We start from the raw sequence: 26,010 nt of genomic DNA on the forward strand, positions 1-26,010 counted from the left end.
GTGTCACCGAATTCGGTGACACACCCCGCTCCTCGTGTCAGCGGAACAGCTGGTCGATCAGCTCACGGCTTGGTCAAGTCCATGCCCGGAACCGAAACGGCTGCGTCGGCGGACGGCGCCGCGATGGGGCCCTTGCCCTTTCGCTTTCCCGAACGCAGGCGCTTCTCCACCTTGGTTGCCAGGAAGGTCAGAGCCGAGTTGAGAGCGATCATGATCGCTGCGACCACGATGAGCGCCGGCAAGAAGTTTCCGTAGAAGGTGCCGAGCTGTTGGGCCTGACGCACCAACTCGACATACCCGATCAGGTAACCGAGGGCGGAGTCCTTCAGCGCCACGACCATCTGCGAGATCAGTGCCGGGAGCATGGCGGTAACCGCTTGGGGGAGCAGGATCGTCACCATGATCTGCGTCTTGCGCATGCCTAGTGCCTTGGCGGCCTCACTTTGCCCTCGTGGGAGTGAGTTGATTCCGGCACGGACGATCTCGGCGATCACTGACCCGTTGTACAGAGTCAGACCCACGACGACTGCCGCGAGTGCGAGGTACTTGGACTTGAAGACCTCGTATTCGGCGAACACCTGATACGAGAAGATCATCAGAATCAGAACCGGTACTGCTCGGAACAATTCGACGATGACGCCGCAGATCTTCCGAATGATGTTGTGCTCGGAGAGCCGGCCGATACCCAGGGCAGAACCGAGGATGAGCGCGAAGACGATGGACATCGCAGCCGCGATCAGCGTTCCCCGAATGCCGGGTATCAGATACGTTGTCCACGAGGTGGATTCGAGGAACGGATCCCACTTCGCTGCTGTCAGCTGGCCCTTTTCGTCGAGTGCGCGGTAGACGACGTAACCGATTGCGACCATGAGTGCAGCGACGACCAAGGACGCGAATCGGTAGAGATTTCGCGCTCTCGGACCGGGCGCGTCATAGAGAACTGTTGCGCGGTTGCTCATCGTGAAACCTCGAATCGCTTGCTCAGCTTGCCGAAGATCAAGCCCATGGGAAGTGTCAGGATCACGAAACCGACAGCGAAGATTCCACCGACGACGAAGATCGCCGCTTCGTTCTCGATCATCTTCTTCATCAGCGCTGACGCCTCGGAAACGCCGATCACCGCGGCGATGGTCGAGTTCTTGGTCAGTGCGATCAGCACGCTACCCAGCGGTGCTGTGACCGCGCGAAAAGCCTGAGGCAGGACGATCAGCCGAAGATTTTGTGCAAACGACAGACCGAGTGATCGGCCCGCTTCGGCCTGGCCGACCGGAACGGTATTGATTCCCGATCGAAGTGACTCACACACGAACGCGGCAGTGTAGACACTGAGGCCGAGTACGGCGAGTCGGAAGTTGTTGTCTGTCAAGAACGTCGGTGAGTCCGACTTGGCGAGGTTGACTCCGAGCGTCTGTGAAAGACCGAACAGGCAGAACAGCAGAATCAGTGTCAGGGGGGTGTTTCGGAACACGGTCACGTACGCGGTACCCAGGAATCGGGCGACCGGGACCGGTGACACGCGCATTGCCGCAATCAGGACACCGATGATGACGGCGCCGATCGCGGAGAAAAACGTCAGCTGGATCGTGGTCCAGAAGGCTTCCAGAATCTGGTCGCCGTACTTGCTCAGAAGGTTCACTTGCCGTCTCCCCAGATCACGGGATCTCCGTTGGTGGCGTCACGCGCTGCGGCTCCCGAAGTGGGGAGCCGCAGCGAGATTGACGGTGAAAAAAGCAGGTCAGTAACGATCAACGGTGGGCGGTGCCGGGATGGGGTAGCCCGAAGCGCCAACAGTGTTGTTGAAGGCTTCTTCCCATGCGCCGGTGGAGATCATCTTCTCGATGGCGTCGTTGATCTTGCCGCGACCCTCGGAATCGTCCTTGGCCAGGCCGACACCGTACTTTTCGGTCGTGAACGGTTCTCCGACGACCTTCAGCTCGCCCGGGTACTGGGCAGCGTAGCCGGCGAGGATGATGTCGTCGGTGGTGACAGCGTCGACAGCGCCGTTACGTAGAGCCTCGACACAAGCGGAGTAGGTGTCGAGCGGCTGGAGCTGGACGTCCTTGGCGTAGTTGTCCTGGATGTTCTGCGCCGGAGTGGAACCCGACACCGAGCAGAGCTTCTTTCCGCCGGTGAGCGAATCGGGGCCGGTGATGTCGGTGTTGTCGGAGCGAACGAGCAGCGACTGGCCCGCGATGAAGTACGGGCCGCCGAAGCTGACCTTCTCCTTGCGTGTATCGGTGATCGAGTAGGTGGCGACGATGTAGTCGACCTCGCCGTTCTGGATCAAAGTCTCACGCTGAGCCGAAGGTGATTCCTTGAAAGTGATGCCATCGGGCTTCACGCCGAGTTCGTTGGCGATGTACCGGGCCACCTCGACGTCGAAACCGGAGAAAGTGCCGTCCGGATTACGCTGCCCGAGGCCGGGCTGATCGAACTTGATGCCGACGGTGAGGGTGCCGTCGGAAGCGCTCTCGGTGATCGACTTGTTCTCCTCGCCGCCACCACAGGCGGTGGCAGCGAACGCGATAGCCATGATTCCGATTCCGAAACGGACGGAACGATTGATCTTCATGAAGATCCTCTCGGTTGTCGACATGCAAACGGTGCAGTCGAGATGAAAAGTGCAGTCGAGCGAGTTGTCTTGTGGACGAGAGCAGGACTGTGTCGGAGGGGGACTGTGATCAGTGAGTGAGGATCTTGCCGAGGAAGTCCTTGGCCCGATCCGACTTGGGATGAGTGAAGAACTCTTCGGGTGTTGTGTCTTCGACGACCTGACCGTCAGCCATGAACAGCACACGATCGCCGGCCTTACGTGCGAAGCCCATCTCGTGCGTGACCACGAGCATGGTCATGCCTTCCTTGGCGAGGGAAGTCATGACATCGAGGACCTCGTTGACCATCTCGGGGTCGAGAGCGGAGGTGGGCTCGTCGAAGAGCATCACCTTGGGCTGCATCGCAAGAGCGCGAGCGATCGCGACACGCTGCTGCTGGCCACCGGAAAGCTGCGCCGGGTACTTGTCAGCCTGATTGGCGATACCGACACGCTCGAGCAACGCCTGCGCCGTCTTCTTGGCGTCGTCCTTCTTTGCCTTGCGGACCTTCATCGGTGCGAGCATGACGTTCTCGAGAATCGTCTTGTGGGCGAACAGGTTGAAGGACTGAAAGACCATCCCGACGTCGGCACGAAGTGCGGCAAGTGCTTTGCCCTCTTCGGGGAGCGTCTTGCCGTCGACGGCGATGGTGCCCGAGTCGATGGGTTCGAGGCGATTGATGGTGCGGCACAGAGTCGACTTACCGGAGCCCGACGGACCAAGGACGATCACCACTTGGCCCTTGGGTACCTCGAGATTGACCTCTTGCAGGACGTGAAGTTCCCCGAAGTGTTTGTTCACCGAGGTCATCGAAATCATGGATGTGGAATCGCCGGAGGTGGTCGGCGTCGTCGCATCGTCGGCTTGGGTCATAAACGAGAACCTTAGGCGTAGTTTGCGTCGACGCCCGTGATTTCGCCATGGTTCTTGCCATATGTAATGGAAATTTTACTGTGACGTCGTTTATGTCGCGTTTCGGCTGTTTATCAGGGCGTTATTACACGTCGTAGTGGACGTGAGCTAGGCTGAAGCGTGTCACTGATCGACGAAATGTCCCCTGCACTTCCGGAGCCCACTGCAGTTCCGGAGCCGACTGCGAAGTCTGTTCGCACCTACGAGGTGCGGACGTACGGCTGTCAGATGAACGTCCACGATTCCGAGCGACTGTCCGGTCTGCTCGAGGACGCCGGGTACTCGAAGGCGGAGACCGGAACCGATCCTGACCTTGTCGTCTTCAATACGTGTGCGGTTCGTGAGAACGCGGACAACAAGTTGTACGGCAACCTCAGCCAGCTCGCCCCGAACAAGGAGGCGAACCCCGACATGCAGATCGCCGTCGGTGGGTGCCTGGCTCAGAAGGATCGTGACACCGTCGTCAAGAAGGCACCGTTCGTCGATGTCGTCTTCGGCACTCACAACATCGGCTCGCTGCCCGCTCTGCTCGATCGTGCGCGTCACAATCAGCGCGCCGAGGTCGAAATCCTCGACGCACTGGAGGCGTTTCCGTCGACACTGCCAGCCAAACGCGAATCTGCCTACGCGGGTTGGGTTTCCATCTCGGTGGGTTGTAACAACACGTGCACGTTCTGCATCGTTCCTTCCTTGCGTGGCAAGGAAGTGGATCGACGTCCCGGAGACATTCTGGCCGAGGTGCAGGCGCTCGTCGACGAGGGTGTCTCCGAAGTGACTCTGCTCGGGCAGAACGTCAACGCCTACGGCGTGTCGTTCGCCGATCCGGAGCAACCGCGCGATCGCGGCGCCTTCGCCTCCCTCTTGAAGGCGTGCGGACACATCGACGGCCTCGAACGTGTGCGATTCACGTCCCCGCACCCGGCGGAATTCACCGACGACGTCATCGAAGCGATGGCAACCACCCCCAACGTCTGCCCGCAGCTGCATATGCCTCTGCAGTCCGGTTCGGACAAGGTTCTCAAGGCGATGAAGCGCTCGTATCGCAAGTCGAAGTACCTCGGGATCATCGAGAAAGTGCGCGCCGCAATGCCACACGCCGCAATCACCACGGACATCATCGTCGGGTTCCCGGGGGAGACGGAAGAGGATTTCGCGGAGACGCTGGACGTCGTACGCAAGGCGCGATTCTCGAACGCCTACACCTTCCAGTACTCCAAGCGCCCGGGTACGCCGGCGGCCGAGATGGCCGATCAACTTCCCAAAGAGGTTGTCCAGGAACGTTATATGCGATTGCTCGCGGTTCAGGAAGAAGTGAACATCGAGGAGAATCGTAAACTCGTCGGCACCGAGGTGGAACTCTTGGTGGCAGCAGGGGAGGGCCGCAAGAACGCAGCGACTCACCGGCTCAGCGGTCGTGCGCGAGACGGTCGCCTGGTGCATTTCCGACCTGAGGGAAACCTCGACGGCACAATCCGACCCGGCGACGTGGTGACGGTCGTCGTCACCCACGGAGCCCCCCATCACCTCGTGGCCGATGACGGGGTGCTCACGCACCGTCGAACGCGCGCCGGTGATTCGTTCGAAAAGGGCATCACACCCAAGACCCCGCCCATCGGCGTAGGTCTCGGACTACCCAAAATCGGTGCCCCGGCCCCACAACCCGTCCAGATGGGATGCAACGCATGACCTCGCAACACGAGAACAAGACACCTCAGCCGGGCGACGACGCCTTCGAGGGCTACCGCAAGGATCTCGACGACGCAGAACGCAAGGTCGCGGGAGAAATCGATCCGGGTGCACGCGCCATGGTTGTCGCGGTTGCGGTGCTCGTGCTGGTCGGAACCCTTGCGCTGCCCCACACGGGAGTTGCGAACGGCTGGGATGTGCTCGCGTACAACCAGGACGCGGAAACCGAACGAATTGCACTCTTCTCACGCTTGTTCGTGTGGTTCGTCGTCGTCTTCGGCATCGGATTCTCGATGCTCGCGCTGGTCACGCGGCGCTGGAGTCTGGCCTGGGTCGCACTCGCCGGCAGCGCCGTGGCGAGCGCCCTCGGCATGATGGCCGTCTGGTCGCGTCAGACCATTCCTGCCGGTTTCAATGTGGCAGGGCCGTCGATCGGGCTGGTCATCGGATGGTTTGCCGTGGTGTTCTTGACATTCCACTGGCTCAAGGTGGTCTGGACACGAACCAACATTCAGCTCGCTGCCGAGGAACAACGCCGGATCGCTGCGGCTGAAGCCGAAAAGCATCAGGAATGGAACGTCGGCTGACACAGCGGGCCGTCTGTCCAAAGCGCAAGACAACGCCGGCTGACTCTTTCGGGGTCAGCCGGCGTTGTGGTTGTCTCAGCAGCTCGTCGTCGATTACTCGTTGACAGCGCTCTCGGCAGCTTCGGCCCACTCGCGCCACTGCTTTGCCTGAGCTAGAGCCTTCTCGGCGTCCTTCGTCTTTCCGGCAGCCTGAGCCTTGGCGGCCTGCTCCTCGAACTGGCTCACCCGCTCCTTGAACTGCGCGACGCGGGCCAGCGCTTCCGGATCGGTACGACGCCACTCGGCGTCGACTGCGTCGCGCACCTTGGTTTCGATGGCCCGGAGCTTCGCTTCGAGTTCCTGCATTCGTTCGCGCGGCACCTTGCCGATCGCGTCCCACTTCTCCTGCAGGTCTCGCAGCGCTACACGAGCGTTCTCGAGTCCGTGTGCCGGATCGATGTTCGCGTTCGCAGCGAGCAGCTCTTCCTTCGCGACTGCGTTCTGCTCGAATTCGGCGTCGCGCTCGGATGCAGCAGCGTTGCGTGCGGCGAAGAACACGTCCTGAGCGCCCTTGAAGCGCTTCCACAGGTTGTCGTCGGCCTCGCGCGGTGCGCGGCCGGCAGCCTTCCACTCGCTGAGCAGATCGCGGAATTCTCCAGCTGTCTGTCCCCATTCGGTGGAGGTCGACAGCTTCTCGGCGCGCTCGACCAGTTCTTCCTTCGTCGAACGGGCGCTCGCACGATCGCGATCGAGTTCCGCGAAGTGGGCTCCACGTCGTCGGTTGAAGGACTCACGAGCCTTCGAGTACCTCTTCCACAGTGCGTCGTCGACCTTGCGGTCGATTCCGCGAATCGTCTTCCACTCGTCGAGAATCTCGCGCAGTCGATCACCCGCGGTCTTCCACTGGGTCGACTCCGAACCGATCTGTTCGGCCTCGACTGCGAGGGCCTCCTTGCGGGCGGTGCTCGCCGCGCGAGACTGTTCCTTCTCTTCCTTCGCGTGCGCCGCGGCCTCGTCGGATCCGGCGATGATCACGTCGAGTCGGCGGGCCAAAGCGTCGAGGTCACCGATCACGGCGGCGGTCGAGAGGGATTCGGACAGAGCGATGGCGGCAGCCTTGGTCTTCTTTGCGTCTCCGGCGCCCGACGTCAGTCGCGCCTCGAGCAGCGAGACCTCGGTCGCGAGATCGTCGTAGCGACGACTGAAATGGGCGAGGCCCTCGGTGGCGTCGCCGGCCTGCCACGAACCGATCTGACGTTCACCGTCAGCGGTCTTCACCCAGGCGGTGCCGTCTTCCTCGACGCGGCCGAATTTGCTCGGATCGCTGGTTGGTGCAGCGGTGACGGCATGCGAGGCCGCCGGACCGGGGCGAGGTGCTCCGGGGCGGGGCGCACCGGGGCGTGGTCCACCAGGTTTGGGTGCTCCGGGTTTGGGAGCAGCCGGGCTCGGGCTGGCCGAACTGCTGTCGGCGCCGGTGGTGGGTTCACTGTTCTCGGTCATCGGTCCTCGTCTCTGCCGCGCGTCACGGCTGCCTGATCGCATTCCTGGTTCCATTGAACCCGGTACTCACGTTCTCCGACTATTGAATCAGGTAAGAGGGTGTGAGGTCGCCACCTCGGGGTCGACTAGCGTGGCAACTGTGTTGACTTCCGCTGTTCTCGTCCCCTCGGCGCCGTTGCTCGTGCCGGAATTGTCCGGTGATTCGGCCGAGTCCGCCCAGGTGCGCGCTGCGGCATCGGCCGCCGTGCGCCGGCTGTCTCACGAGGCAGTTCAATGGGTAGGCGTCGGTGTCGACTCCGAGAAAGCAGCTGACGAACTCTGGCGAACTGGCGTCGGACGTGGACAGATCGGGACTTTCGCCGGATTCGGCGCCGATGTCCGGACGTCTCTGGACGCAGATGCGGCAGGCGAACCGGTGCCATCACTCGAACTCTGCGCCCTCGTGGCCGGCTGGCTGCGTGCCCAGACGGACGTGGAGTCCACCGTCGACATGCACGTTGTCAGCCCGGAGGCGTCTGCGAGTGAGTGCCGTGAATTCGGGTATCAACTCCGCAAGCAACTCGACAGCGACGATCGACCGCAGGGACTTCTGATCGTGGCTGACGGTGCATCCACATTGACGGCAAAGGCTCCGGGAAGCTTCGACGAGCGTGCGGCGGGTGTGCAGTCGATCATCGACGATGCCCTGGCTGCCGGTGACCCGGAGGCACTTCTTGCTCTCGATCCGCAGCTTTGCCGCAGTGTCGGAGTTCAGGGGCGTGCGGCATGGCAGGTCCTGGCCGGTGTCTTCACGGACTCGCCCGGGTCAGCTCGTCCTCGTTCGACGGTGGATTACAGCGGTGCGCCGTTCGGTGTCGGCTACCACGTCGGGACGTGGCGGCCGTGAACGTCCCTGAAGAACTTCGCCCGATTGCAGTTGTCGGTCCGACGGCGTCGGGAAAGTCCGATCTCGCATTGGCGTTGGCCGAGGAATTCGGCGGCGAGATCATCAACATCGACGCGATGCAGCTCTATCGCGGTATGGATATCGGGACGGCGAAACTGACGCTCGCCGAGCGCCGTGGGATTCCTCATCACCTGCTCGACGTTCTCGACGTGACAGAGACCGCCACCGTCGCGCGTTATCAAAGCGACGCGATCGCGGTCGCCGAGAACCTGATCGCGGCAGGCAAAGTTCCGGTGATCGTCGGCGGCTCCATGATGTACGTCCAGTCTTTGCTCGACGAATGGTCTTTTCCGGCAACGGATCCCGACGTTCGTGCAAAGTGGGAAGCGGTGTTGGCCGAGGGTGGGGTCGATGCGGTGCACGCGGCCCTCGTTGCTGCCGATCCAGTCGCGGCGGCGTCGATACTGCCGACGGACGGTCGGCGGATGGTTCGGGCGCTCGAAGTCGTCGAACTGACAGGTCAGCCCTTCGCGGCCTCGGCGCCTCAGATCGGTGACCCTCGTTGGGGGACCCGCATTCTCGGCGTGGATCGTGACACCGAAGAACTCGACGCCCGGATTCGCTTGCGAACGGAGCTGATGTTCTCAGGCGGACTTGTCGACGAGGTTTCCGCACTTGTCGAGCAAGGATTGCGTGAGGGCGTCACAGCGCCGCGAGCGATCGGCTACGCGCAGGTGCTCGCATATTTCGACGGCGAATACGATCTGGCCGAGGTGCTCGAACGGACGTTCATCGGGACGCGGCGCTACGTTCGCCGCCAACGATCGTGGTTCCGTCGTGACACCCGCGTGCAGTGGCTCGACGGTGCCGATCCGGAGCTGGCCAACTCCGCCTTCGCGGCCCTCGCAGATCGCGGTCTGTAACACGGTCGAGCCGATCAGCTATCTTACAGTTAGCTGTTCGCGATCGATCCGTTTCGCGATCGACGGAGTGAAGGGCAACGAACATGGCGCAGACCGGGACACACGCGCGTCCGACACGTCGACGCGCGGGCCGGTTGCCGCTGGTTCTTCTGCTCGTCACATTTCTTGCTGTCGGCGGGGTGTTGATCTACTTTGCGGTGAGTGCGGCCGGGAAACCCATCAGCGCGCCTGTTCCCGAAGCGCCGTTCGACGTAGGAGCCCCAACCGATCCGGGGGCAACGTGGGCGCCCGCACCCACAGATCTACCGCCGAACACCTTGGCGATTCCTGACCTGGATGTGCGTGCCGACATCGTGACCAGTGGGTTCGGTGCGAACCGCGGAATGATCCTTCCTCATCCTGACAAGGTCTCGCACTTCACCAACGGTGTGCAGTTCGGATCTTCGGAGGGTACGAATCTTGTTGCCGGTCACGTCGACGACGGTGATCGCACACACGGCGCTTTGTGGGCGCTGCACCAGATCGAACCGGGAACACCGATCTACGTGAGCGACGACGTCGGAACGATGTTCACCTATCACGCAGCGAGCTTGAAACTGTACGAAAAGGTGGCTTTGCCTGCGGAGTTCTTCTCCGAAACTGGTGCGCCCAGGCTGGTCCTCGTGACCTGCGGGGGCGAGACGGTGCCCGACCCCTCGTTGCCGTCCGGATTCACGTACGAACAGAACGTGGTGGTCACCGCGTTACCCGCGTAGGTCGGTCGGTACGTCCGGATAGGATGGCGACCATGGATTTCAGTAAGGGCCACGGCACGCAGAACGACTTCGTCGTTCTCCCTGACCTCGACGTTCGGATCGATCTCGAACCGGCGCGCGTTTCCGCGTTGTGTGATCGTCAGCGTGGTCTCGGCGCCGACGGCATCCTTCGTGTCGCGCGGGCAGGCGCTCTGACGGACGCGGGCGTGCTCACCGCGCTTCCGGACGGCGTCGCTGCTGAAGACTGGTTCATGGATTACCGCAACGGCGACGGATCCACCGCGGAGATGTGCGGAAACGGCGTTCGCGTGTTTGCGCACTATCTCAAGGCCTCCGGCCTGGAGAGCAGGGACGAGTTCGTGGTCGGCAGCCGCGCGGGAGCGCGTCCGGTCGTGGTGCACAGCTACGACGCCACACGCGGCGACGTGACCGTGGCGATGGGCCCGATCAAGGACCTCGGCACCAGTTCGGCAACAATCGACGGCCGCGTCTTCTCCGGCGTCGGCATCGACGTCGGCAATCCGCATCTGGCGTGTGTCGACGAGCATGTGACGGCCGAGGTTTTGAGTGCACTCAATTTAACTGTCTCTCCGGGCTTCGACCCCGGGTTCTTCCCGCACGGGGTCAACATCGAGATCGTGACACCGATCCACGACGGTGGGGTCCACATGCGCGTTCACGAGCGCGGTGTGGGTGAGACTCGTTCCTGCGGAACCGGAACGGTCGCGGCTGCGGCTGCGGCGCTGAAGTACGACGGCCGCGAGGAGGGTTCGGTCCTGGTGCGCGTCCTCGGCGGCGAAGTGCAGGTCACCGTCGAAAGCGGCGAAGGGTCCTTGCGAGGGCCCTCGGTTCTGGTGGCGAGCGGAACGATCAGCGACGCCTGGTGGCAATCGCTTGTGTGATAACGCCCGCGTGAAATACGCCTGCAGGAAATACGGATGCATCGTGTCAGGGTTTCGTGGGACCATGGATCTTGTATGACGAACACACAGGAAAACGAAGAGTCCACCGCTCGCGAGCAGTCCGAGTACGCGCAGGCCGAATACACGGCAGCGTCCGCATCGGACAACCCGTCGACCGGTGAGATGCAACTCGCAGATCGCGGCGCCCTACGCCGCGTGGCCGGTCTGTCGACCGAGCTCGAGGACGTCACCGAAGTCGAGTACCGCCAGCTTCGACTCGAAAGAGTTGTCCTGGTCGGCGTCTGGACGCAGGGAACAGCCGAGCAGGCTCAGGCGAGCATGACCGAGTTGGCCGCACTTGCCGAGACGGCCGGTTCCGAGGTCCTCGAAGGACTGGTCCAGCGGCGCGACAAACCCGACGCCGCCACGTACATCGGTTCCGGCAAGGCGCAGGAACTGCGCGAAGTCGTGTTGGCGACCGGTGCCGACACCGTCGTCTGCGACGGTGAACTGACGCCGGCCCAGCTCACCGCGCTGGAGAAGATCGTCAAGGTCAAGGTCATCGACCGAACGGCTTTGATTCTCGACATCTTCGCCCAACACGCCACTTCCCGTGAGGGCAAGGCGCAGGTCGCTTTTGCTCAGATGGAGTACATGCTCCCGCGTCTGCGTGGTTGGGGCGAGTCGATGTCTCGCCAGGCCGGTGGCCGCGCCGGAAGCAACGGCGGCGTGGGTCTACGTGGTCCGGGTGAAACCAAGATCGAAACGGACCGTCGCCGTATCCGTGAGCGCATGGCAAAACTGCGCCGCGAGATCAAGGGCATGAAGGCCGCTCGCGACACCAAGCGCACACGTCGACTGCAGAGCGACATCCCGTCGATCGCCATCGTCGGATACACGAATGCGGGCAAGTCGAGTCTGCTCAACTCGCTCACCGGATCCGGTGTGCTCGTGGAGAACGCGTTGTTCGCCACGTTGGACCCGACAACCCGACGCGCTGCGCTCGACGACGGCCGTGAGTACGTACTGACCGATACGGTCGGTTTCGTGCGGCACCTTCCGACTCAGTTGGTCGAGGCATTTCGCTCGACCCTCGAGGAAGTGACCGACGCGGATCTGCTGCTACACGTCGTCGACGGCTCGGATCCGTTGCCGACCGAGCAGATCAAGGCTGTGCGGGAAGTTGTGACCGACGTTCTGCGCGAGACGGATTCGAAGGCTCCGCCGGAGTTGATCGTGGTCAACAAGATCGACGCGGCAGATCCGGTTACCTTGACGCAACTGCGTGGTCTGCTGCCGGGCACGGTGTTCGTCTCGGCGCGGACCGGAGAGGGAATCGCCGAACTGCGAGCACATCTCAGCGAGGTTCTGGTTCGGCCGGAGGTCGAGGTCGACGTGCTGGTGCCGTATACGCGCGGTGATCTGATGGCTCGAATCCACTCGGACGGAACGATCTTGGAATCGACTCACGAAGAGGCGGGGACGCGGGTGCACGCACGCGTGCCGCAGATGTTGGCCTCGGCTTTGGTGGAGTACGCACCTAGTGCGTAGTTTCGGCGCAGTGGTCTCGGCGCTTGCTGTGACCACTGCGACTGTGCTGCTTCCCGGAGCGCTTGCACAGGCGTCGTCGTTCGAACCGAGCGAGTTCGCCCCGCTCTGTACACCTACTGATCCTGCGCTCCAGGAGTTGTCGGGGATGGTCGTCGTCGACGATCGGATCTACGCGATGGGCGACGGCGGCAGTGACGACTACGTGTTCGAGATGGATCTGAACTGTGTTGTCCAGAAACAGATTCCGGTCCCGATCGATCCCTACGACGTCGAAGATCTTGCGGTCAGTGGTCGGACGCTCGTTCTGTCGGACACCGGAGACAACCTCCGAACCCGCGAAACGGTGGCGTTCATCACGATGGACCTCGATTCAGGCGACGGTGCGTTGCACCGCCTTACGTACCCGGACGGTGCGCACGACACCGAGTCGATTCTGCTCGACCCCGACGGCCATGTCTTTGTCGTGACCAAGGAATTGTTCGGCGAAAGCAGTGTCTACACACCGGTCGGGGATCAGAAACTGAGTGACTTGGCGCAGCCCGGCCCGACGCCGCTCGAGCGCGTCGGAGCGGTGTCCCTCGGACCGGAGAAGCCCGTGTCGGTGATGTTCACCGGGGGAGCTGTGTCTTCGGACGGTTCGGCGATCGCACTGCGGAGTTACTCCGACCTGTACCTGTACGAGGTCGTGGACGGCGGAATCGGCGCGACGCTCACCGGTACCGAACCCCTGCGGATCCCGCTCCCGACGGAGCCTCAGGGTGAGGCGGTGGCATTCAACAATGCAGGCGATGTTCTGATCGGTTCGGAATCGGCCGGTGGAGCGTTGCCGCCGGTGTACGTGATGCGCGCGCTCGTGGACGCGACGGAAGCGACGGCTGACTCGTCTGCCGGTTCGGTCGGTGTCGGGGTCGATCCGTGGACATTCGTGTGGGCTGGACTGGTCGCGGCAGGATGTGCGATCGGGGCCGTGGCGTTCGTGAGATTACGACGACGCCGCTGATTCCCGAAAGTTCCACGAATTCGCAGACCGCCGGTAGATGTGGATACTGGAACGAATGCACGGGCATCAACTCCTGACGCGGCTCTCGCGTATGTCACTCGAGCACGGACACATCACCGCCGCGCTGCTCGTGGGTTCCGTCATCGTCGGCGTAGGTGCGCTGCTTCTGCTTCGGTGGTTGCCGCGTAGGGCCGCGTTAGCCGCGCTGGGTCTGTCAGTGGGCGGGTCGGCCATCGCTGCGATGTTGGTGTGGCTCAGCTTTCGGCCGTTGCCCGCGCAACTACCGGCGTCGAGTTTTGTGTGGATAGCGCTGGCGATGTTCGGAGTCGTCGGCGCCGCACTTGTTCTCCGTCGGCGCCCGGGGCTTGCGCGTGGTCTTTCGGTGACGGCATTCGCCGGGCTGGCCGCGATCGTCGCGGTAGGTCAGGTCAACGCTGCGACCGGCACGTATCCCACACTCGGCTCACTGGTCGGGCACTGGCCGGTCGGCTCGGTCGAGAATGTTGCCTTCGATTCACTCCCCGGGGCCGAACCTCGGGTGCAGCGGGGACTGCCCACCGAAACTCATTGGCAGGTTCCGGTGCGGATGCCGAGCAACGGTGTCGTGACGGAGGCGGCGATTCCGGGAAACATCTCGGGATTCGACGCGAGGCCTGCGACGCTGTATCTCCCGCCGGCCTACCTTGCCGATCCGCGTGCCGAGTTGCCCGTCCTGGTGTTGGTGGCAGGTGAGCCCGGCAGCCCCAGCGACTGGCTCGACAGTGGCCGGCTCGCGACCACCGTCGACGCCTATGCGTCGAGGCATTCCGGGCTTGCTCCCGTGGTGGTGGTCCCTGACGCGTTGGGGGACTATGACGCCAACCCCGGCTGCATGGATTCCGCGCTCGGCAACGTCGCGACGTATCTGGACCAGGACGTCCCGAACTGGATCGAATCGAACCTTCAAGTGAATCCGGATGCAGCTCAATGGGCAATCGGCGGGTTTTCCTACGGCGGAACCTGCGCGATCGAGATGGCCGTGAACTTCCCGGACCGATACCCCTCGTTCCTGGACTTCTCCGGCCAGGACGAACCGTCGACCGGTGATCACGAGGACACCGTGGCGGCCATGTTCGACGGTGACGAAGACGCGTTCGACGCGGTCAATGCCCGAGACCTGATGGCGCAGAATCGGTATCCGCAGTTGTCGGGTGTATTTGTCGCGGGTGAAGACGACGACATCTACCGTCCCCAGCAGGAGAGAATGTTCGAGGCTGCGCGCGCCGCCGACATGAACGTGGACTACTACACCCTCCCCGGTGGACACTCGGGTGATGTGTGGGGCACTGCTCTGGAACTCGAAATGGACTGGCTGGGCCGGACACTCGCACTGACTCCGTGAGAGTGTCCGGCCCACTACACAGCACCGGCGGAAATCGGGTCAAGCGTCGAGATCAGCGGCCACCAGTTCGGCGACCTTGGCGAGCGCGTCGGCATCGTCGGATTCGATCGTGACTTCGGTGTCCTTGGCGGCTCCGAGCGTCATGATCATCAGTGCCGAACCTGCATCCACGGGTTCGCCGTCGGCGACGGCGAGGGTGACCGTGGCGCCGGAGGCTCCGACTGCTTCGGCGATGAGGGCGGCGGGACGGGCGTGCAGGCCGACTGCGGAACCGACGGCAACTGTCTTGCTGGGCATGGGATCTCCTCGTTGTAGAGCTGTCGTTGCGGACGTTTTGGGGTGTTCGGGCGGATCTGGTGACTTCGGTGGTGACTGCAGTGTTGCCTGCTGTCGATCATGCCGCAGCGGGCACGATTTCGGGGTCGAGTTCGGCATCGGAGGGCCCCTTGCGGAAGAACTCCTTGGCTCCGAGGACAGCGAGCGCAGCTACCACGGTTCCCGCGGCGAGTGAGACGAGGAACCAGCCGATGCCGCCGACTGCGAAGAAGACGAAGATCCCGCCGTGTGGAGCGCTGAGAGTGACGTCGAAAGCCATGATCAGTGCGCCGGTGACGGCGCCGCCCGCCATCATCGAGGGGATCACGCGAAGCGGGTCGGCAGCGGCGAACGGAATCGCGCCCTCGGAGATGAATGCTGAACCGAGCAACCAGGCAGCCTTACCGTTCTCACGTTCGGCTTCGCTGAAGAGCTTGGGACGCAACACTGTCGAGGCAAGTGCCATGGCGAGCGGCGGAACCATACCGGCGGCCATGACTGCCGCCATGATGCGCAAGGTGGCTGGGTCGTTGACATTGAGTCCGGCGACGGCGAACGCGTAAGCCGCCTTGTTGACCGGTCCGCCGAGGTCGAAGCACATCATCAGGCCGAGAATGATGCCGAGGAAGATGGCTGAGCTGCCGGACAATCCGTTGAGCCAGTCGGTGAGACCGGAGGTGATCGCAGCGAGCGGACGACCGAGGACGATGAACATCAGCGCTCCGACGACCAGCGTCGCGAACAGCGGGATGATCACCACTGGCATCAGGCCTCGCAGCCACTGTGGGACGGCGATCCGGCCGATGTAGAGCGCGACGACACCGGCGATGAGACCACCGACCAGGCCGCCGATGAAACCGGCACCGACGAACACGGCGACCGCGCCGGCGGTGAAGCCGGGAGCGATGCCCGGTCGGTCGGCGATGGCAAAGGCGATGTAGCCGGCCAACGCGGGTACCAGGAAGCTGAATGCCAACGAACCGATCTGGAACAGAACTGCGCCGAGATAGGTGGCCAGGCCACCGTCGGGAAGGTTGGTGATCGAGTTGTTGAGAACGATGTCCTTGGCAGGGCCGGAGATCTCGTATCCACCGAGCAGGAAGCCGAGTGCGATCAGCAGACCGCCGGCCGCGACGAACGGGATCATGTAGCTGACACCGGTCAGGAGGACCTGACGGAGGTGGGTGCCGAAGCCTACGGAACCGGCATCGGAATCCGCGGCCGCGGCGGCAGTGCCGTCCACGGTGGCGGCGGCGGGATTCTCGGAGGCGCGCAATGCTTCTGCAAGCATCTTGTCCGGCTCGTTGATCGCCCGTTTCACACCGGAAGCGACGACGGGTTTGCCGGCGAATCGTTCGCGGCCCTTCACCCCGACGTCGGTGGCGAAGATGACAGCGGCGGCTCCGGCGATGACGGACGGGTCCAGTGGGGTGCTTCCGCTCGAGCCCTGCGTTTCGACGTGAACCTTGACGCCGGCGCGTTCACCCGCGGCGACGAGTGAGTCCGCCGCCATGTACGTGTGAGCGATTCCGGTCGGGCAGGCGGTGACCGCGACGATGTGACGCTCCGCGGTCGCTGGTGCCGGGGTCTCGTCGGTGGCGTGTTTCCCGGCGGAAACAGGTGGCGGGGGCGTCACTGCTGCGGTCTTCGGAGCGGAATCCTTCGGTGCGGGATCCGTCGCTGCGGGATTGAGGACCTCGTCGACCAAGCGCACGATCTCGTCCGGCGTCGATGCTTCACGAAGTGACGTGACGAACGCGGGCCGAACGAGTGCTCGGGCCAAGGAGGAGAGCAGCTTCATGTGCTCGGCTCCGGCGCCTTCAGGTGCCGCGATCAGGAAGACCAGATCGGCGGGGCCGTCGGGTGCGCCGAAATCGACCTTCGGATCGAGTCGAGCAAACCCCAGGGACGCGGCCGAGACGGCCTCGGCGCGGCAGTGAGGAATTGCGATTCCGCCGGGCAACCCGGTCGCGGACTGAGCTTCGCGAGCGAGTGCTGCACCGACCAGTCCCGCGGCGTCGCTCGCCCGACCCGCAGCAGTCAATCGCGCTGCGAGAGAACGAATGACATCTTCCTTGGTCGAGCCCAGGTCGGTGTCGAGTGAGATCAGTTCGGGACTGATGATCTCCGGGCCGGAACTGCCGGCTGCGGTGGTATCGGACATGTCAGGTTCCTTAGGGCGTCAGGCGAGTTCGGTGGGGACGGGGATGGGAGAGGCGGCATCTGCTGCAGATACCGAAACCGCTGCCAGATCGATCTGTTCGGGTGTGGGAAGGGTTGTGCCGGGAAGGGAGGCAGCGGCGCTTCCGTAGGCGACCGCGTGACGTAGCCGCTCGGATTCCGAGCCGCCGCCCGCTTCGGCGAGGATGTAGCCGGCCAGCGACGAATCGCCTGCGCCGACGGTACTGACTGCGACAATCGGGGGAGCAGTGGCGATCCACGCGCCGTCGGCCGTGACGAGGACGGCACCGGCTGCGCCGAGCGTGGCGAGCACACTGCCGACGCCGCGGTCGACCAATCGCTGTGCTGCCGTGATTGCAGGCCTGGGATCACCGTTCTCTGCAGCACGTTCGAGGACGTGGCCGTCGACGCCGGTCAGTTGCGCGAGTTCCTCGCCGTTGGGTTTGAGCAGGTCAGGTGCCGAGCCGGGGAAGCCTTCGGCGAGCGCCGTCAGTGGGGCGTCCGAGGTGTCGACCGCTACCTTGCACGGGTGATCGCGCAGCGCCGCGACAAGTTCGCCGTACCACCCGAGTGGAACGCCGGGGGGCAGCGATCCGGACAGCGCGAACCACAGCGCGGTATCGGCGCGGGCGATCAACTCCTGCGCCAAGGCGTCGAGCGTCGAACCGGACAATGTTGCGCCGGGCTCGTTGATCTTCGTCGTGGTTCCGTCTGGTTCCGCGATGGTGATGTTGGTGCGAGCCAGACCTGTTGTGGCGACGCCGATGTGGGGAATCCCACCGACGGCGAGCGCCGAGAGTAATGGGTCGCCGCCGTTCCCCGGCAGGACCGCGAGGACGTCGAGGTCGGCTGCGGCGAGAACACGCGCGACGTTGACGCCCTTCCCGCCTGGGTCGCTGCGAGTGGAGTGGGCGCGTAGGACGGAGCCTCGTTCGAGCCGTTGCTCGAGTTGCACGGTCCGATCGATACTCGGGTTGGCTGTCAGTGTGACGATCATGCGATCACCACCTCGATTCCGTGGTCGTGGAACTCGGATGTGTCTGTGGGACTGATGTCTTCGTCGGTGATGAGGACGTCGATGCTGTCGAGTGGGGCGAAGCTGATCAAGTGTTCGCGGCCTACTTTGGTGGAGTCGGCCACGACTACAACATGATTGGCGGCTTTGACCATCGCTCGTTTGACCGCAGCCTCCTCGCTGTCCGGGGTGGAGAGTCCGTGACCGACGCTGATCGCGTTGGTTCCGATGAAGGCGACGTCGACTCGCAACGTGCTCAGCAGGCGTAGGGCGTCCTCGCCGACCGCGGCTTGCGTCACCCCGCGTACTCGTCCGCCGAGCAGGATCAGGGAAATCGAGTTCATCGACGCCAGGCGTGCGCCGATCGGGACGGAATTGGTGACGGCTGTGAAGTCGTTCTCGGTCGGTAGTTCCGGGATCATGCGGCCCGTGGTCGTGCCCGCGTCGAAGATCACGCTGCCGCCGGTAGGGGGAAGGTAGGTGACCGCACAGCGGGCGATCCGGTCCTTCTGTTGCGCGCGGGTCTGATCGCGTTCCGCCATACCCGGTTCGGTCACGTGGAGGGATCCGGTCGGAACGGCGCCGCCGTGCACGCGCCTTATCTGTCCGATCCGTTCGAGGAAGGCCAGATCGCGACGCACGGTCTCGGTGGTCACACCGAAGGTCTCCGACAGAGCCGCCACGGACATGCGTCCGCGCTGCGACACCATGGTGCCGATCGCTTGTTGGCGTTCTTCCGCGTACACGTTCACTCCGATTCCGAAATGTGATCCGACGGTGCGGTGTGGATCACAACGAATGTTGCTTTATGTTGTTTTACGCCCGAGTGTGTTGACATGTCAAGAGTTGGGAGTAATCTTCGTCACAACGAAGGTGTGGGCTTTACGCGCTCGAGGTGCTCCGGTGTGACACCGGGCCCATCGCTCAAGGAGGACAGATGACCGAACAGCTCAATCGCATCACCGTGCACGGCACTCCCGTCGTGCCCGGAATTGCCTACGGCCCGGCTATCTGGCCGTCCAGCCGACCAGAACTCGTCACCGATGCGCCGGCCCTCGACGAGACCGATCGAGAGACCGCCGCAGACGCCTTCGTCGCAGCGGCGAAGACTGTCGAGAACCGCCTTCTCGGACGGGCAGCCGAAGCCACGGGCGCTGCCGCAGAGGTCTTGCAGGCCAACGCGGCCATGGCAGCCGATCGAGGCTGGATCGGAGCGGCCAAGAAGTCGATCGCGGGCGGAGTTCCTCCGGTCCAGGCGGCGATCGCGGCGACGGAGCAATTCGTGGTGTTGTTCACCAAGGTCGGCGGTGTGATGGCGGAGCGCGTCACCGACCTCGAGGACATCCGCGACCGCGTGATCGCAGAACTCTCCGGATTGCCCGAACCCGGAGTTCCGATGCCCGAGACGCCGTCGGTGCTGTGCGCGGACGATCTTGCTCCCGCCGATACCGCCGGCCTCGATGCAACCAAGATCATCGGACTCGTGACCATCTACGGCGGCCCGACCAGCCACACGGCAATCATCGCGCGGCAGTTGGGCATCCCGTGCATCGTGGCCGCGAAGGAATTGGAATCCGTACCGGCAGGAACACCGATTCTGATCGACGGAACCACCGGCGACGTGATCGCGGAGCCGGATCCCGAGCAGGCGCGCGAACTGGTCGAGCAATCCCGAATCGATCGCGAACGCGTCAGCACGTGGACCGGACCCGGCCGGACGTCGGACGGCCGGCCGGTAGACGTCCTCGCCAATGTCCAAGACGGCGCCGGCGCTCGGGCCGCGGCGTTGACCGCAGCGGGAGGCATCGGGCTCTTCCGGACCGAACTCTGTTTCCTCGGCCGTGAGACCGAACCGACCGTTGACGAGCAAGCGGCAATCTACGCCGAGGTTCTCGAGGCCTTCGCGGGCAAGAAGGTCATTATTCGCACGTTGGACGCGGGTTCGGACAAGCCACTCAAATTCGCCAACCACCAAGAGGAAGCGAATCCGGCACTCGGCGTTCGTGGGGTCCGAATCGCCTGGCAGGACATGGGGATTCTCGACCGCCAGCTCGACGCGATCGCCGCAGCCGCGGCGTCGACGAACTCTTCGCCGTGGGTCATGGCGCCGATGATCGCCACCCCGGCTGAAGCACAACGCTTTGCCGACGCGGTGCGGGCGCGCGATCTTGTTCCCGGAGTGATGGTGGAGATCCCGGCGGCGGCGCTGCTGGCCGACCAGATCCTCGAACACGTCGAGTTCCTCTCGATCGGTACCAACGACCTCGCTCAGTACACGATGGCCGCTGATCGAATGTCCTCCGAACTCGCCGACCTGACCGACCCGTGGCAGCCCGCCGTGCTCGCCCTGGTGGCACGTACGGCCCAGGCTGGTCAGGCGGCAGGCAAGCGCGTCGGGGTCTGCGGTGAGGCGGCTGCCGATCCGCTGTTGGCATGCGTACTTGCCGGTCTCGGTGTTTCGTCACTGTCGTGTGCTGCGGCGTCGGTTGCCGGGGTGGGAGCGAAGGTCGGGTCCGTCACCATGGCGCAATGTGAGGCGGCCGCGGCGGCGGTGCTGGCGACCGGTGATCCGGTGGCGGCACGCAAAGCGGCGGCTGACGCAATCAGCTGAAGCGGTTTCGTCGGTCTCGGTCGGCGAGCGAGTGCCTGACCTCTAGTATTTCGACCTGTGATCGAACGAGAAACAATGACCGGGGCCGGCGGAATCGGCTGGACTGTCCATGGAGACGGCAAGCGGATCGCCGACGGCGCCGTCGTGGCGCCGGACGAACGACTGAGTTGGCCGCGCACCATCGGGATCGGGATGCAGCACGTCATCGCGATGTTCGGAGCGACACTGCTCGTTCCGACCATCACGGGCTTCCCCGTCACCACGACGCTGTTGTTCTCGGGTATCGGCACCGCGCTGTTCCTGCTCATCACCCGGGGCCGGATCCCCAGCTACCTCGGTTCGTCCTTCGCGTTCATCGCCCCTCTGGCGGCGTCGGCAGGATCGGGGCCGGCCGCGCAGCTCGGCGCCGTCATGGCTGTCGGCATCGTGTTGATGTTGATCGGCGTCGCCGTACGTCTGATCGGCGGTCGGGTCATCGACGCGGTCATGCCACCGGTGGTGACGGGTGCCGTCGTCGCGCTGATCGGTCTCAACCTCGCTCCGACCGCGGCCGGTTCCTTCGAGTCGCAGCCGTTGATCGCCACGGTGACGCTCTTTGCGATCCTGCTCGTCACGGTCGTGGGGCCCGGTCTGCTCGGCCGGTTGGGCATTCTGGTCGGCGTGGTGATCGGCTGGGTCTTCGCCGCGGTCGTCGGCGGACTCGACAGTGAACGAGTGTCGGCTCTGCGTGATGCGGACTGGTTCGGGCTGCCGAGTCTGCACGGACCGTCGTTCGACTGGTCGGTGATCGTGCTCGCGCTGCCCGTGGTGATCGTTCTGGTCGCCGAAAACGTCGGACACGTCAAGGCGGTGTCCGCCATGACAGGTAAGTCGCTCGACGACCTGGCCGGCAACGCACTCTTTGCAGACGGCCTCGCCACTACCTTGGCAGGTGCCGGTGGTGGTTCCGGAACCACCACGTACGCCGAGAACATCGGCGTCATGGCAGCGACGCGCGTGTACTCGACCGCTGCGTACTGGGTAGCCGCCGCCACCGCTGTGATCCTGGCATTCTCGCCCAAGTTCGGTGCGCTGGTCTTCACGGTTCCGAACGGGGTCATCGGCGGCGCGACGATGGTTCTCTACGGCCTCATCGGCATTCTCGGTGTGCGTATCTGGATGGACGCGAAGGTCGACTTCACCGATCCGGTCAACCTGACGGTCGCCGCGGCTGCGCTGGTCGCCGGCATCGGGAACTTGACGTTGACCATTGGTTCGGTCGAGCTGGGCGGCATCGCCTGGGGGTCGATCGGCATCCTTGTCGCGTACCCGATCATGCGGTATCTCGCCAAATTCCGTACTTCGAGTAACAGATAACCGCTACAGTCACGAATCGTGATCGTTCGGGTCATCGACGGGTATCGCAACAGGTTCTACCGTCGGAAGCAGTGACGTGGGCCCGCGAACTTCGGCGTGCCCGGTCTCAGCGAAAACATCCCGAGCGGGTACATCCCCAGCGGGTACAACACTGAAGTGCCGTTTATCGAATTGCAAGGAGTCGGCGTGGAGCGCACCCTGTTCGAACCGGAACATGATCTCTTCCGGGAGTCGTACCAGAAGTTCTTGGCACAGCACGTTGCGCCGAACCACGAGAAGTGGGAAGAACAGAACATCGTCGATCGTGACGTCTGGGTCGAGGCCGGAAAGCAGGGCTTCCTGGGAACCGCGGTACCCGAGGAATTCGGCGGCGGCGGCGTCAAGGACTTCCGCTACAACGCGATCATCACCGAGGAAACCACCAAGGGTGGCTTCAGTGGTATCGGCTTCACACTGCACAACGACGTGGTGGCGCCCTACCTCCTCGAACTGACCAATGACGAGCAGAAGCAGCGTTGGCTGCCCGGATTTGCATCGGGCGAGCTGATTTCCGCGATCGCGATGACCGAACCGGGTACCGGTAGCGACCTGCAGGGCATCAAGACCAAAGCGGTTCGCGACGGGGACCACTGGGTTCTCAACGGCTCGAAGACCTTCATCACCAACGGCATCAACGCCGACATCATCATCGTCGTCGCCTGTACCGACCCGGACAAGGGAGCGCAGGGCTTCAGCCTGCTCGTCGTCGAGCGGGACATGCCGGGCTTCGAGCGTGGACGCAACCTCGACAAGATCGGCATGAAGGCTCAGGACACTGCCGAACTCAGCTTTACCGACGTCCGCGTTCCCGCAGCCAACTTGTTGGGCGAAGAGGGAATGGGCTTCTTCTACTTGATGAAGAACCTTCCCCAGGAACGACTCTCGATCGCAGTTGTTGCCGCTGCCGCAATGGAATCGGTTCTCGAGAGCACGATCCAGTACTGCCGGGACCGCAAGGCATTCGGCAAGTCGATCGGCAGCTTCCAGAACACCCGATTCGTACTGGCCGAACTGGCAACGGAGACCACCGCGGTGCGCATCCTGGTGGACAAGTTCATCGAGCAGCTCAACGCCGAGAAGTTGACCGTGCAGGAAGCTGCGATGGCGAAGTGGTGGACCACCGAAGCTCAGGTCAAGCTGATCGACCGCTGCCTCCAGCTGCACGGAGGCTACGGCTACATGAAGGAATACCCGGTTGCCAAGGCGTACATGGACTCTCGTGTGCAGACCATCTACGGTGGCACGACCGAGATCATGAAGGAGATCATCGGGCGTTCGCTGAATCTCTGATTCCGATCATGCGTCGCTGATCTTCACCAAAAACTCTGGGCCCCGACAAATGTCGGGGCCCAGAGTTTTTCGATCGGGGGTGCGAGCGAACTCAGATCTTCCGCATGACGGTGACAACCTTGCCCAGGATGACAGCGTTGTTGCCGGGAATCGGTTCGAAGAGTTCATTGTGCGGCATCAGCCACACCTCCTTCTTCGTGCGCTTGAACGTCTTGACGGTGGCCTCGCCGTCGATCATGGCGGCCACGATGTCACCGTTCTCCGCCACGTTCTGCTGGCGGACGACAACCCAGTCGCCATCGCAGATCGCTGCATCGATCATCGACTCGCCGACAACCTTGAGCATGAAAAGCGAACCCTGGCCGACGAGCTCACGGGGGAGTGGGAACACGTCCTCCACGGCTTCCTCGGCGAGGATCGGTCCGCCGGCAGCGATGCGGCCCAGGATAGGGACGAACGCCGGCTCGGGGAGCGGGTCGGCGCTGTTGTACTCGCCGGAATGCTTCGATACCGACGCAATGGCGGTATCGGCAGCAACCTCGTCGAGACCCCGAACATCGACAGCGCGAGGCCGATTGGGATCGCGCCGAAGGAAGCCCTTGCGCTCCAACGTCCGCAGCTGATGTGCGACCGACGAGGTGGAGGTGAGCCCCACTGCATCACCGATCTCGCGAATGCTGGGCGGGTAACCGCGCTCGGTCACGGAATCGCGGATCACTTCGAGAACGCGCCGCTGACGCTCGGTGAGCGTCTCGCTCGACGGAGACGGAACTGCAGAAGCTCCTGCCTCCGCGGCTGTGCTGGAGCGATCGTCCTTCATGGCCTGTTGCCTCCGTGTCTAGAGAAAGTGCGTGTCTGAAGAAATGGCATGTCTGTAAAAGCGTCTGGCGTAAATCGTGTGGTGCATATCGCGCGGAAACTTGTCGGTGCCCCCTGCCAACATTCGAGCTGTCGACAATCACGGAGGCTTTCGCAATTCCCGCTGTGTGGTCTGACACGAATCTAGCCGGATTTGCTCGCGTTTTCAAACATCTGTTCGATTCGTGTCGTTCGAAGTAGAGACATTGTCGGCCAAGCGTGGTAGAAATTCGAACATGCGTTCCATCGAACGCATGATCGAACACATCGATCGGTGTCGACCAGCGGAGGTCACGATGGGTAACGCAGCAGTTAAAGGCAACAGGGTTTTCGACGATGGGATCGGTTTCGACGGCACGTCGGCGTTGAAGTATCACCCGTCGTTCTACGGGCCCGATGTTGATGACGCGGCTTTCGAAAGGCGCGGCACCGCCGAAATGCGGGGTGTGCCCAGGCGTGTCGAAGACGAACCGCAGGTGGCCGTTGTTCGTCGTTTCCCCGTCACAGGCGGAACGTCAGGTTCGCGTTCGTTGCGTGAATCTCCTCGCCGATGGGACAGCGAGCAAGATTCGTCACGCCCGTACGGAGGCAGTTTCGCGCACCGAAACAGGGTCGGTGTCTCGCGGGTCGAACACGAAGTGCAGGCCGAGGACGTCAGTTGGAAGACGATGTTCCTGGGCGCCGTGTTCACTGCGATGGCCGTTTTGGCGCTGGTCGGGATCGGCGCTTTGTCCAGTGGTGATGTTGCTGCGACAAACGGAGCGACCGATGTGGTTCGCGTCGCTGCGGGTGAATCCCTCAGTGATATTGCTGCCAAGGTTGCGCCTGGCCAGGCTGTCGGCTCCGTGATCGAGCAGATCATGGATCTCAACGCGATGTCGAGTTCCGGACTGGCCGTGGGGCAGACGCTGATCGTGCCGGCCTCGGGTCGCTGACCCATACCCGTAGCAGGCGGGGGCGTACCGAGCGTGAGAGCAGTCCGTTCGCAGCGAGTAAGCTGTCCACTTGACAGTCCCACCACCTCGGGTGGTCGCGTTGAGTACGTGGATCTGCTCTGTAAATCGTCGGAGGATTTGCAGTCGGTAGCGAATCTGAGTTGCGGCCATTTCGGCGACAACGAAGGAACCCCGATGCATTGCCCGTTCTGCCGGCACCCTGATTCCCGAGTGGTCGATTCGCGCGAGGCCGACGAGGGCCAGGCGATCAGGCGGCGCCGTTCGTGCCCCGAGTGTGGACGTCGATTCACCACGGTCGAGACGGCGGTTCTTTCGGTCGTGAAGCGTAGCGGCGTGACGGAGCCGTTCAGTCGGGAAAAGGTTGTCAAAGGTGTGCGGCGCGCATGCCAGGGTCGTCAAGTGGACAACGATTCGCTGAATTTGCTGGCGCAGCAGGTGGAAGACGCCGTGCGTGCTTCGGGTTCTGCCGAAATTCCCAGCAACGAGGTAGGCCTCGCGATTCTCGATCCGCTTCGAAATCTCGACGAGGTTGCGTACCTACGGTTCGCATCGGTGTACAAATCCTTCAGCTCTGCCGCGGATTTCGAACGTGAGATCACCGACATGCGCGAGCATGCCGAGACCCGTGCCGCCGACAAGGCTCCCGGTGCCGAGGCCGTTTCCGTCGATTGAGGTCTTCGCCTCAGGTAACGCTGAGAGCACAAAGCGGTATTAGATAACGCTGAGAACACAAAGC

The 26,010-nt window shown here is 63.2% G+C and carries 24 protein-coding genes; 14 read left to right on the plus strand and 10 right to left on the minus strand.

Annotation, left to right across the window (positions count from 1 at the left end; all coding sequences use genetic code 11):
- Positions 1-62 precede the first annotated feature (62 nt).
- The 4 genes from ACFQ6H_RS27365 to gluA all read right to left on the minus strand — a co-directional run bounded on the left by ACFQ6H_RS27365 (position 63) and on the right by gluA (position 3,410).
- Positions 63-959: an amino acid ABC transporter permease gene (locus ACFQ6H_RS27365; protein WP_378649931.1), complete on the minus strand. Its 897-nt coding sequence runs from the start codon at positions 957-959 to the stop codon at positions 63-65.
- A complete protein-coding gene (locus tag ACFQ6H_RS27370; protein ID WP_019748198.1) occupies positions 956-1,636 on the minus strand; it encodes an amino acid ABC transporter permease in 681 nt (226 codons plus the stop codon). Before ACFQ6H_RS27370 ends, ACFQ6H_RS27365 begins: the two co-directional genes overlap by 4 nt.
- Before the next feature lie 99 nt (positions 1,637-1,735).
- Positions 1,736-2,572 carry a glutamate ABC transporter substrate-binding protein gene (locus ACFQ6H_RS27375; protein ID WP_378545504.1) on the minus strand — a complete coding sequence of 279 codons (837 nt, stop codon included), beginning with the start codon at positions 2,570-2,572 and terminating at the stop codon, positions 1,736-1,738.
- A gap of 109 nt (positions 2,573-2,681) precedes the next feature.
- Positions 2,682-3,410, minus strand: coding sequence for a glutamate ABC transporter ATP-binding protein GluA (gene gluA / locus ACFQ6H_RS27380; protein ID WP_283303996.1), 729 nt, complete (start codon positions 3,408-3,410; stop codon positions 2,682-2,684).
- Positions 3,411-3,641: 231 nt separating this feature from the next.
- Between gluA and miaB the strand changes: the two genes are divergently transcribed.
- Entirely contained in the window at positions 3,642-5,189 is a 1,548-nt protein-coding gene (gene miaB / locus ACFQ6H_RS27385) for a tRNA (N6-isopentenyl adenosine(37)-C2)-methylthiotransferase MiaB (protein ID WP_378649986.1), read from the plus strand.
- A complete protein-coding gene (locus ACFQ6H_RS27390; protein WP_378450057.1) occupies positions 5,186-5,776 on the plus strand; it encodes a hypothetical protein in 591 nt (196 codons plus the stop codon). The genes miaB and ACFQ6H_RS27390 overlap by 4 nt, the downstream gene beginning before the upstream one ends.
- 93 nt (positions 5,777-5,869) lie before the next feature.
- Here ACFQ6H_RS27390 and ACFQ6H_RS27395 read toward each other — a convergent pair whose 3' ends face one another.
- Entirely contained in the window at positions 5,870-7,255 is a 1,386-nt protein-coding gene (locus ACFQ6H_RS27395; protein ID WP_378649933.1) for a DUF349 domain-containing protein, read from the minus strand.
- A 139-nt stretch (positions 7,256-7,394) separates the two neighbouring features.
- Here ACFQ6H_RS27395 and ACFQ6H_RS27400 point away from each other — a divergent pair, with 139 nt between their 5' ends.
- From ACFQ6H_RS27400 to ACFQ6H_RS27430, 7 genes are all read left to right on the plus strand, one after another.
- Positions 7,395-8,141 (plus strand): class III extradiol dioxygenase subunit B-like domain-containing protein, encoded by a 747-nt coding sequence (locus ACFQ6H_RS27400; protein ID WP_378545498.1) that lies wholly within the window; start codon positions 7,395-7,397, stop codon positions 8,139-8,141.
- The gene (gene miaA / locus ACFQ6H_RS27405) at positions 8,129-9,064 is read left to right on the plus strand and encodes a tRNA (adenosine(37)-N6)-dimethylallyltransferase MiaA (protein ID WP_378649935.1); all 936 of its coding nucleotides are present in this window, start codon (positions 8,129-8,131) and stop codon (positions 9,062-9,064) included. The genes ACFQ6H_RS27400 and miaA overlap by 13 nt, the downstream gene beginning before the upstream one ends.
- 83 nt (positions 9,065-9,147) lie before the next feature.
- Positions 9,148-9,819, plus strand: coding sequence for a class F sortase (locus tag ACFQ6H_RS27410; protein ID WP_378649937.1), 672 nt, complete (start codon positions 9,148-9,150; stop codon positions 9,817-9,819).
- A gap of 32 nt (positions 9,820-9,851) precedes the next feature.
- Positions 9,852-10,721: a diaminopimelate epimerase gene (gene dapF / locus ACFQ6H_RS27415; protein WP_378649939.1), complete on the plus strand. Its 870-nt coding sequence runs from the start codon at positions 9,852-9,854 to the stop codon at positions 10,719-10,721.
- 75 nt (positions 10,722-10,796) lie between these two features.
- Positions 10,797-12,272 (plus strand): GTPase HflX, encoded by a 1,476-nt coding sequence (hflX, locus tag ACFQ6H_RS27420; protein ID WP_378649941.1) that lies wholly within the window; start codon positions 10,797-10,799, stop codon positions 12,270-12,272.
- Complete coding sequence (locus ACFQ6H_RS27425) at positions 12,265-13,272, plus strand: hypothetical protein (RefSeq protein ID WP_378649943.1); 1,008 nt, start codon at positions 12,265-12,267, stop codon at positions 13,270-13,272. The genes hflX and ACFQ6H_RS27425 overlap by 8 nt, the downstream gene beginning before the upstream one ends.
- Before the next feature lie 55 nt (positions 13,273-13,327).
- Entirely contained in the window at positions 13,328-14,653 is a 1,326-nt protein-coding gene (locus ACFQ6H_RS27430) for an alpha/beta hydrolase (protein WP_378649945.1), read from the plus strand.
- A gap of 39 nt (positions 14,654-14,692) precedes the next feature.
- On the opposite strand, the gene ACFQ6H_RS27435 is transcribed toward ACFQ6H_RS27430, so the two are convergent.
- The 4 genes from ACFQ6H_RS27435 to ACFQ6H_RS27450 form a co-directional block, all read right to left on the minus strand.
- A complete protein-coding gene (locus ACFQ6H_RS27435; RefSeq protein WP_003942144.1) occupies positions 14,693-14,950 on the minus strand; it encodes an HPr family phosphocarrier protein in 258 nt (85 codons plus the stop codon).
- A gap of 97 nt (positions 14,951-15,047) precedes the next feature.
- Positions 15,048-17,132 (minus strand): fructose-specific PTS transporter subunit EIIC, encoded by a 2,085-nt coding sequence (locus tag ACFQ6H_RS27440; protein ID WP_378649968.1) that lies wholly within the window; start codon positions 17,130-17,132, stop codon positions 15,048-15,050.
- A gap of 18 nt (positions 17,133-17,150) precedes the next feature.
- Entirely contained in the window at positions 17,151-18,146 is a 996-nt protein-coding gene (locus ACFQ6H_RS27445) for a 1-phosphofructokinase family hexose kinase (RefSeq protein ID WP_378649970.1), read from the minus strand.
- A complete protein-coding gene (locus ACFQ6H_RS27450) occupies positions 18,143-18,910 on the minus strand; it encodes a DeoR/GlpR family DNA-binding transcription regulator (protein ID WP_317554800.1) in 768 nt (255 codons plus the stop codon). The genes ACFQ6H_RS27445 and ACFQ6H_RS27450 overlap by 4 nt, the downstream gene beginning before the upstream one ends.
- 191 nt (positions 18,911-19,101) lie before the next feature.
- Here ACFQ6H_RS27450 and ACFQ6H_RS27455 point away from each other — a divergent pair, with 191 nt between their 5' ends.
- The 3 genes from ACFQ6H_RS27455 (at position 19,102) to ACFQ6H_RS27465 (ending at position 23,460) form a co-directional block, all read left to right on the plus strand.
- Complete coding sequence (locus ACFQ6H_RS27455) at positions 19,102-20,775, plus strand: putative PEP-binding protein (RefSeq protein WP_378649972.1); 1,674 nt, start codon at positions 19,102-19,104, stop codon at positions 20,773-20,775.
- 75 nt (positions 20,776-20,850) lie between these two features.
- Positions 20,851-22,131, plus strand: a complete 1,281-nt coding sequence (locus tag ACFQ6H_RS27460; protein ID WP_378649988.1) for a uracil-xanthine permease family protein — start codon at positions 20,851-20,853, stop codon at positions 22,129-22,131.
- 186 nt (positions 22,132-22,317) lie between these two features.
- Positions 22,318-23,460 (plus strand): acyl-CoA dehydrogenase family protein, encoded by a 1,143-nt coding sequence (locus tag ACFQ6H_RS27465; RefSeq protein ID WP_378445792.1) that lies wholly within the window; start codon positions 22,318-22,320, stop codon positions 23,458-23,460.
- Between the two features lie 91 nt (positions 23,461-23,551).
- Here ACFQ6H_RS27465 and lexA read toward each other — a convergent pair whose 3' ends face one another.
- A complete protein-coding gene (gene lexA / locus ACFQ6H_RS27470) occupies positions 23,552-24,280 on the minus strand; it encodes a transcriptional repressor LexA (protein ID WP_020723648.1) in 729 nt (242 codons plus the stop codon).
- 274 nt (positions 24,281-24,554) lie between these two features.
- On the opposite strand from lexA, the gene ACFQ6H_RS27475 reads away from it, so the two are divergent.
- Together ACFQ6H_RS27475 and nrdR are read left to right on the plus strand one after the other, a co-directional pair.
- Positions 24,555-25,253, plus strand: coding sequence for a LysM peptidoglycan-binding domain-containing protein (locus tag ACFQ6H_RS27475; RefSeq protein WP_378649974.1), 699 nt, complete (start codon positions 24,555-24,557; stop codon positions 25,251-25,253).
- Positions 25,254-25,448: 195 nt separating this feature from the next.
- Positions 25,449-25,946 (plus strand): transcriptional regulator NrdR, encoded by a 498-nt coding sequence (gene nrdR / locus ACFQ6H_RS27480; protein WP_378649976.1) that lies wholly within the window; start codon positions 25,449-25,451, stop codon positions 25,944-25,946.
- Positions 25,947-26,010: the final 64 nt, after the last annotated feature.

The sequence above is a fragment of the Rhodococcus sp. NPDC056506 genome (assembly GCF_042794945.1).
Taxonomy (GTDB): domain Bacteria; phylum Actinomycetota; class Actinomycetes; order Mycobacteriales; family Mycobacteriaceae; genus Rhodococcus_F.

Bases quoted from the DNA above. Each gene is read 5' to 3' on its own strand.
- ACFQ6H_RS27365 (WP_378649931.1), bottom strand. From the start codon at position 959: ATGAGCAACCGCGCAACAGTTCTCTATGACGCGCCCGGTCCGAGAGCG.
- ACFQ6H_RS27375 (WP_378545504.1), bottom strand. From the start codon at position 2,572: ATGAAGATCAATCGTTCCGTCCGTTTCGGAATCGGAATCATGGCTATC.
- gluA (WP_283303996.1), bottom strand. From the start codon at position 3,410: ATGATTTCGATGACCTCGGTGAACAAACACTTCGGGGAACTTCACGTC.
- miaB (WP_378649986.1), top strand. From the start codon at position 3,642: ATGTCCCCTGCACTTCCGGAGCCCACTGCAGTTCCGGAGCCGACTGCG.
- ACFQ6H_RS27390 (WP_378450057.1), top strand. From the start codon at position 5,186: ATGACCTCGCAACACGAGAACAAGACACCTCAGCCGGGCGACGACGCC.
- ACFQ6H_RS27395 (WP_378649933.1), bottom strand. From the start codon at position 7,255: ATGACCGAGAACAGTGAACCCACCACCGGCGCCGACAGCAGTTCGGCC.
- ACFQ6H_RS27410 (WP_378649937.1), top strand. From the start codon at position 9,148: ATGGCGCAGACCGGGACACACGCGCGTCCGACACGTCGACGCGCGGGC.
- dapF (WP_378649939.1), top strand. From the start codon at position 9,852: ATGGATTTCAGTAAGGGCCACGGCACGCAGAACGACTTCGTCGTTCTC.
- hflX (WP_378649941.1), top strand. From the start codon at position 10,797: ATGACGAACACACAGGAAAACGAAGAGTCCACCGCTCGCGAGCAGTCC.
- ACFQ6H_RS27430 (WP_378649945.1), top strand. From the start codon at position 13,328: ATGCACGGGCATCAACTCCTGACGCGGCTCTCGCGTATGTCACTCGAG.
- ACFQ6H_RS27435 (WP_003942144.1), bottom strand. From the start codon at position 14,950: ATGCCCAGCAAGACAGTTGCCGTCGGTTCCGCAGTCGGCCTGCACGCC.
- ACFQ6H_RS27440 (WP_378649968.1), bottom strand. From the start codon at position 17,132: ATGTCCGATACCACCGCAGCCGGCAGTTCCGGCCCGGAGATCATCAGT.
- ACFQ6H_RS27445 (WP_378649970.1), bottom strand. From the start codon at position 18,146: ATGATCGTCACACTGACAGCCAACCCGAGTATCGATCGGACCGTGCAA.
- ACFQ6H_RS27455 (WP_378649972.1), top strand. From the start codon at position 19,102: ATGACCGAACAGCTCAATCGCATCACCGTGCACGGCACTCCCGTCGTG.
- ACFQ6H_RS27460 (WP_378649988.1), top strand. From the start codon at position 20,851: ATGACCGGGGCCGGCGGAATCGGCTGGACTGTCCATGGAGACGGCAAG.
- lexA (WP_020723648.1), bottom strand. From the start codon at position 24,280: ATGAAGGACGATCGCTCCAGCACAGCCGCGGAGGCAGGAGCTTCTGCA.
- ACFQ6H_RS27475 (WP_378649974.1), top strand. From the start codon at position 24,555: ATGCGTTCCATCGAACGCATGATCGAACACATCGATCGGTGTCGACCA.
- nrdR (WP_378649976.1), top strand. From the start codon at position 25,449: ATGCATTGCCCGTTCTGCCGGCACCCTGATTCCCGAGTGGTCGATTCG.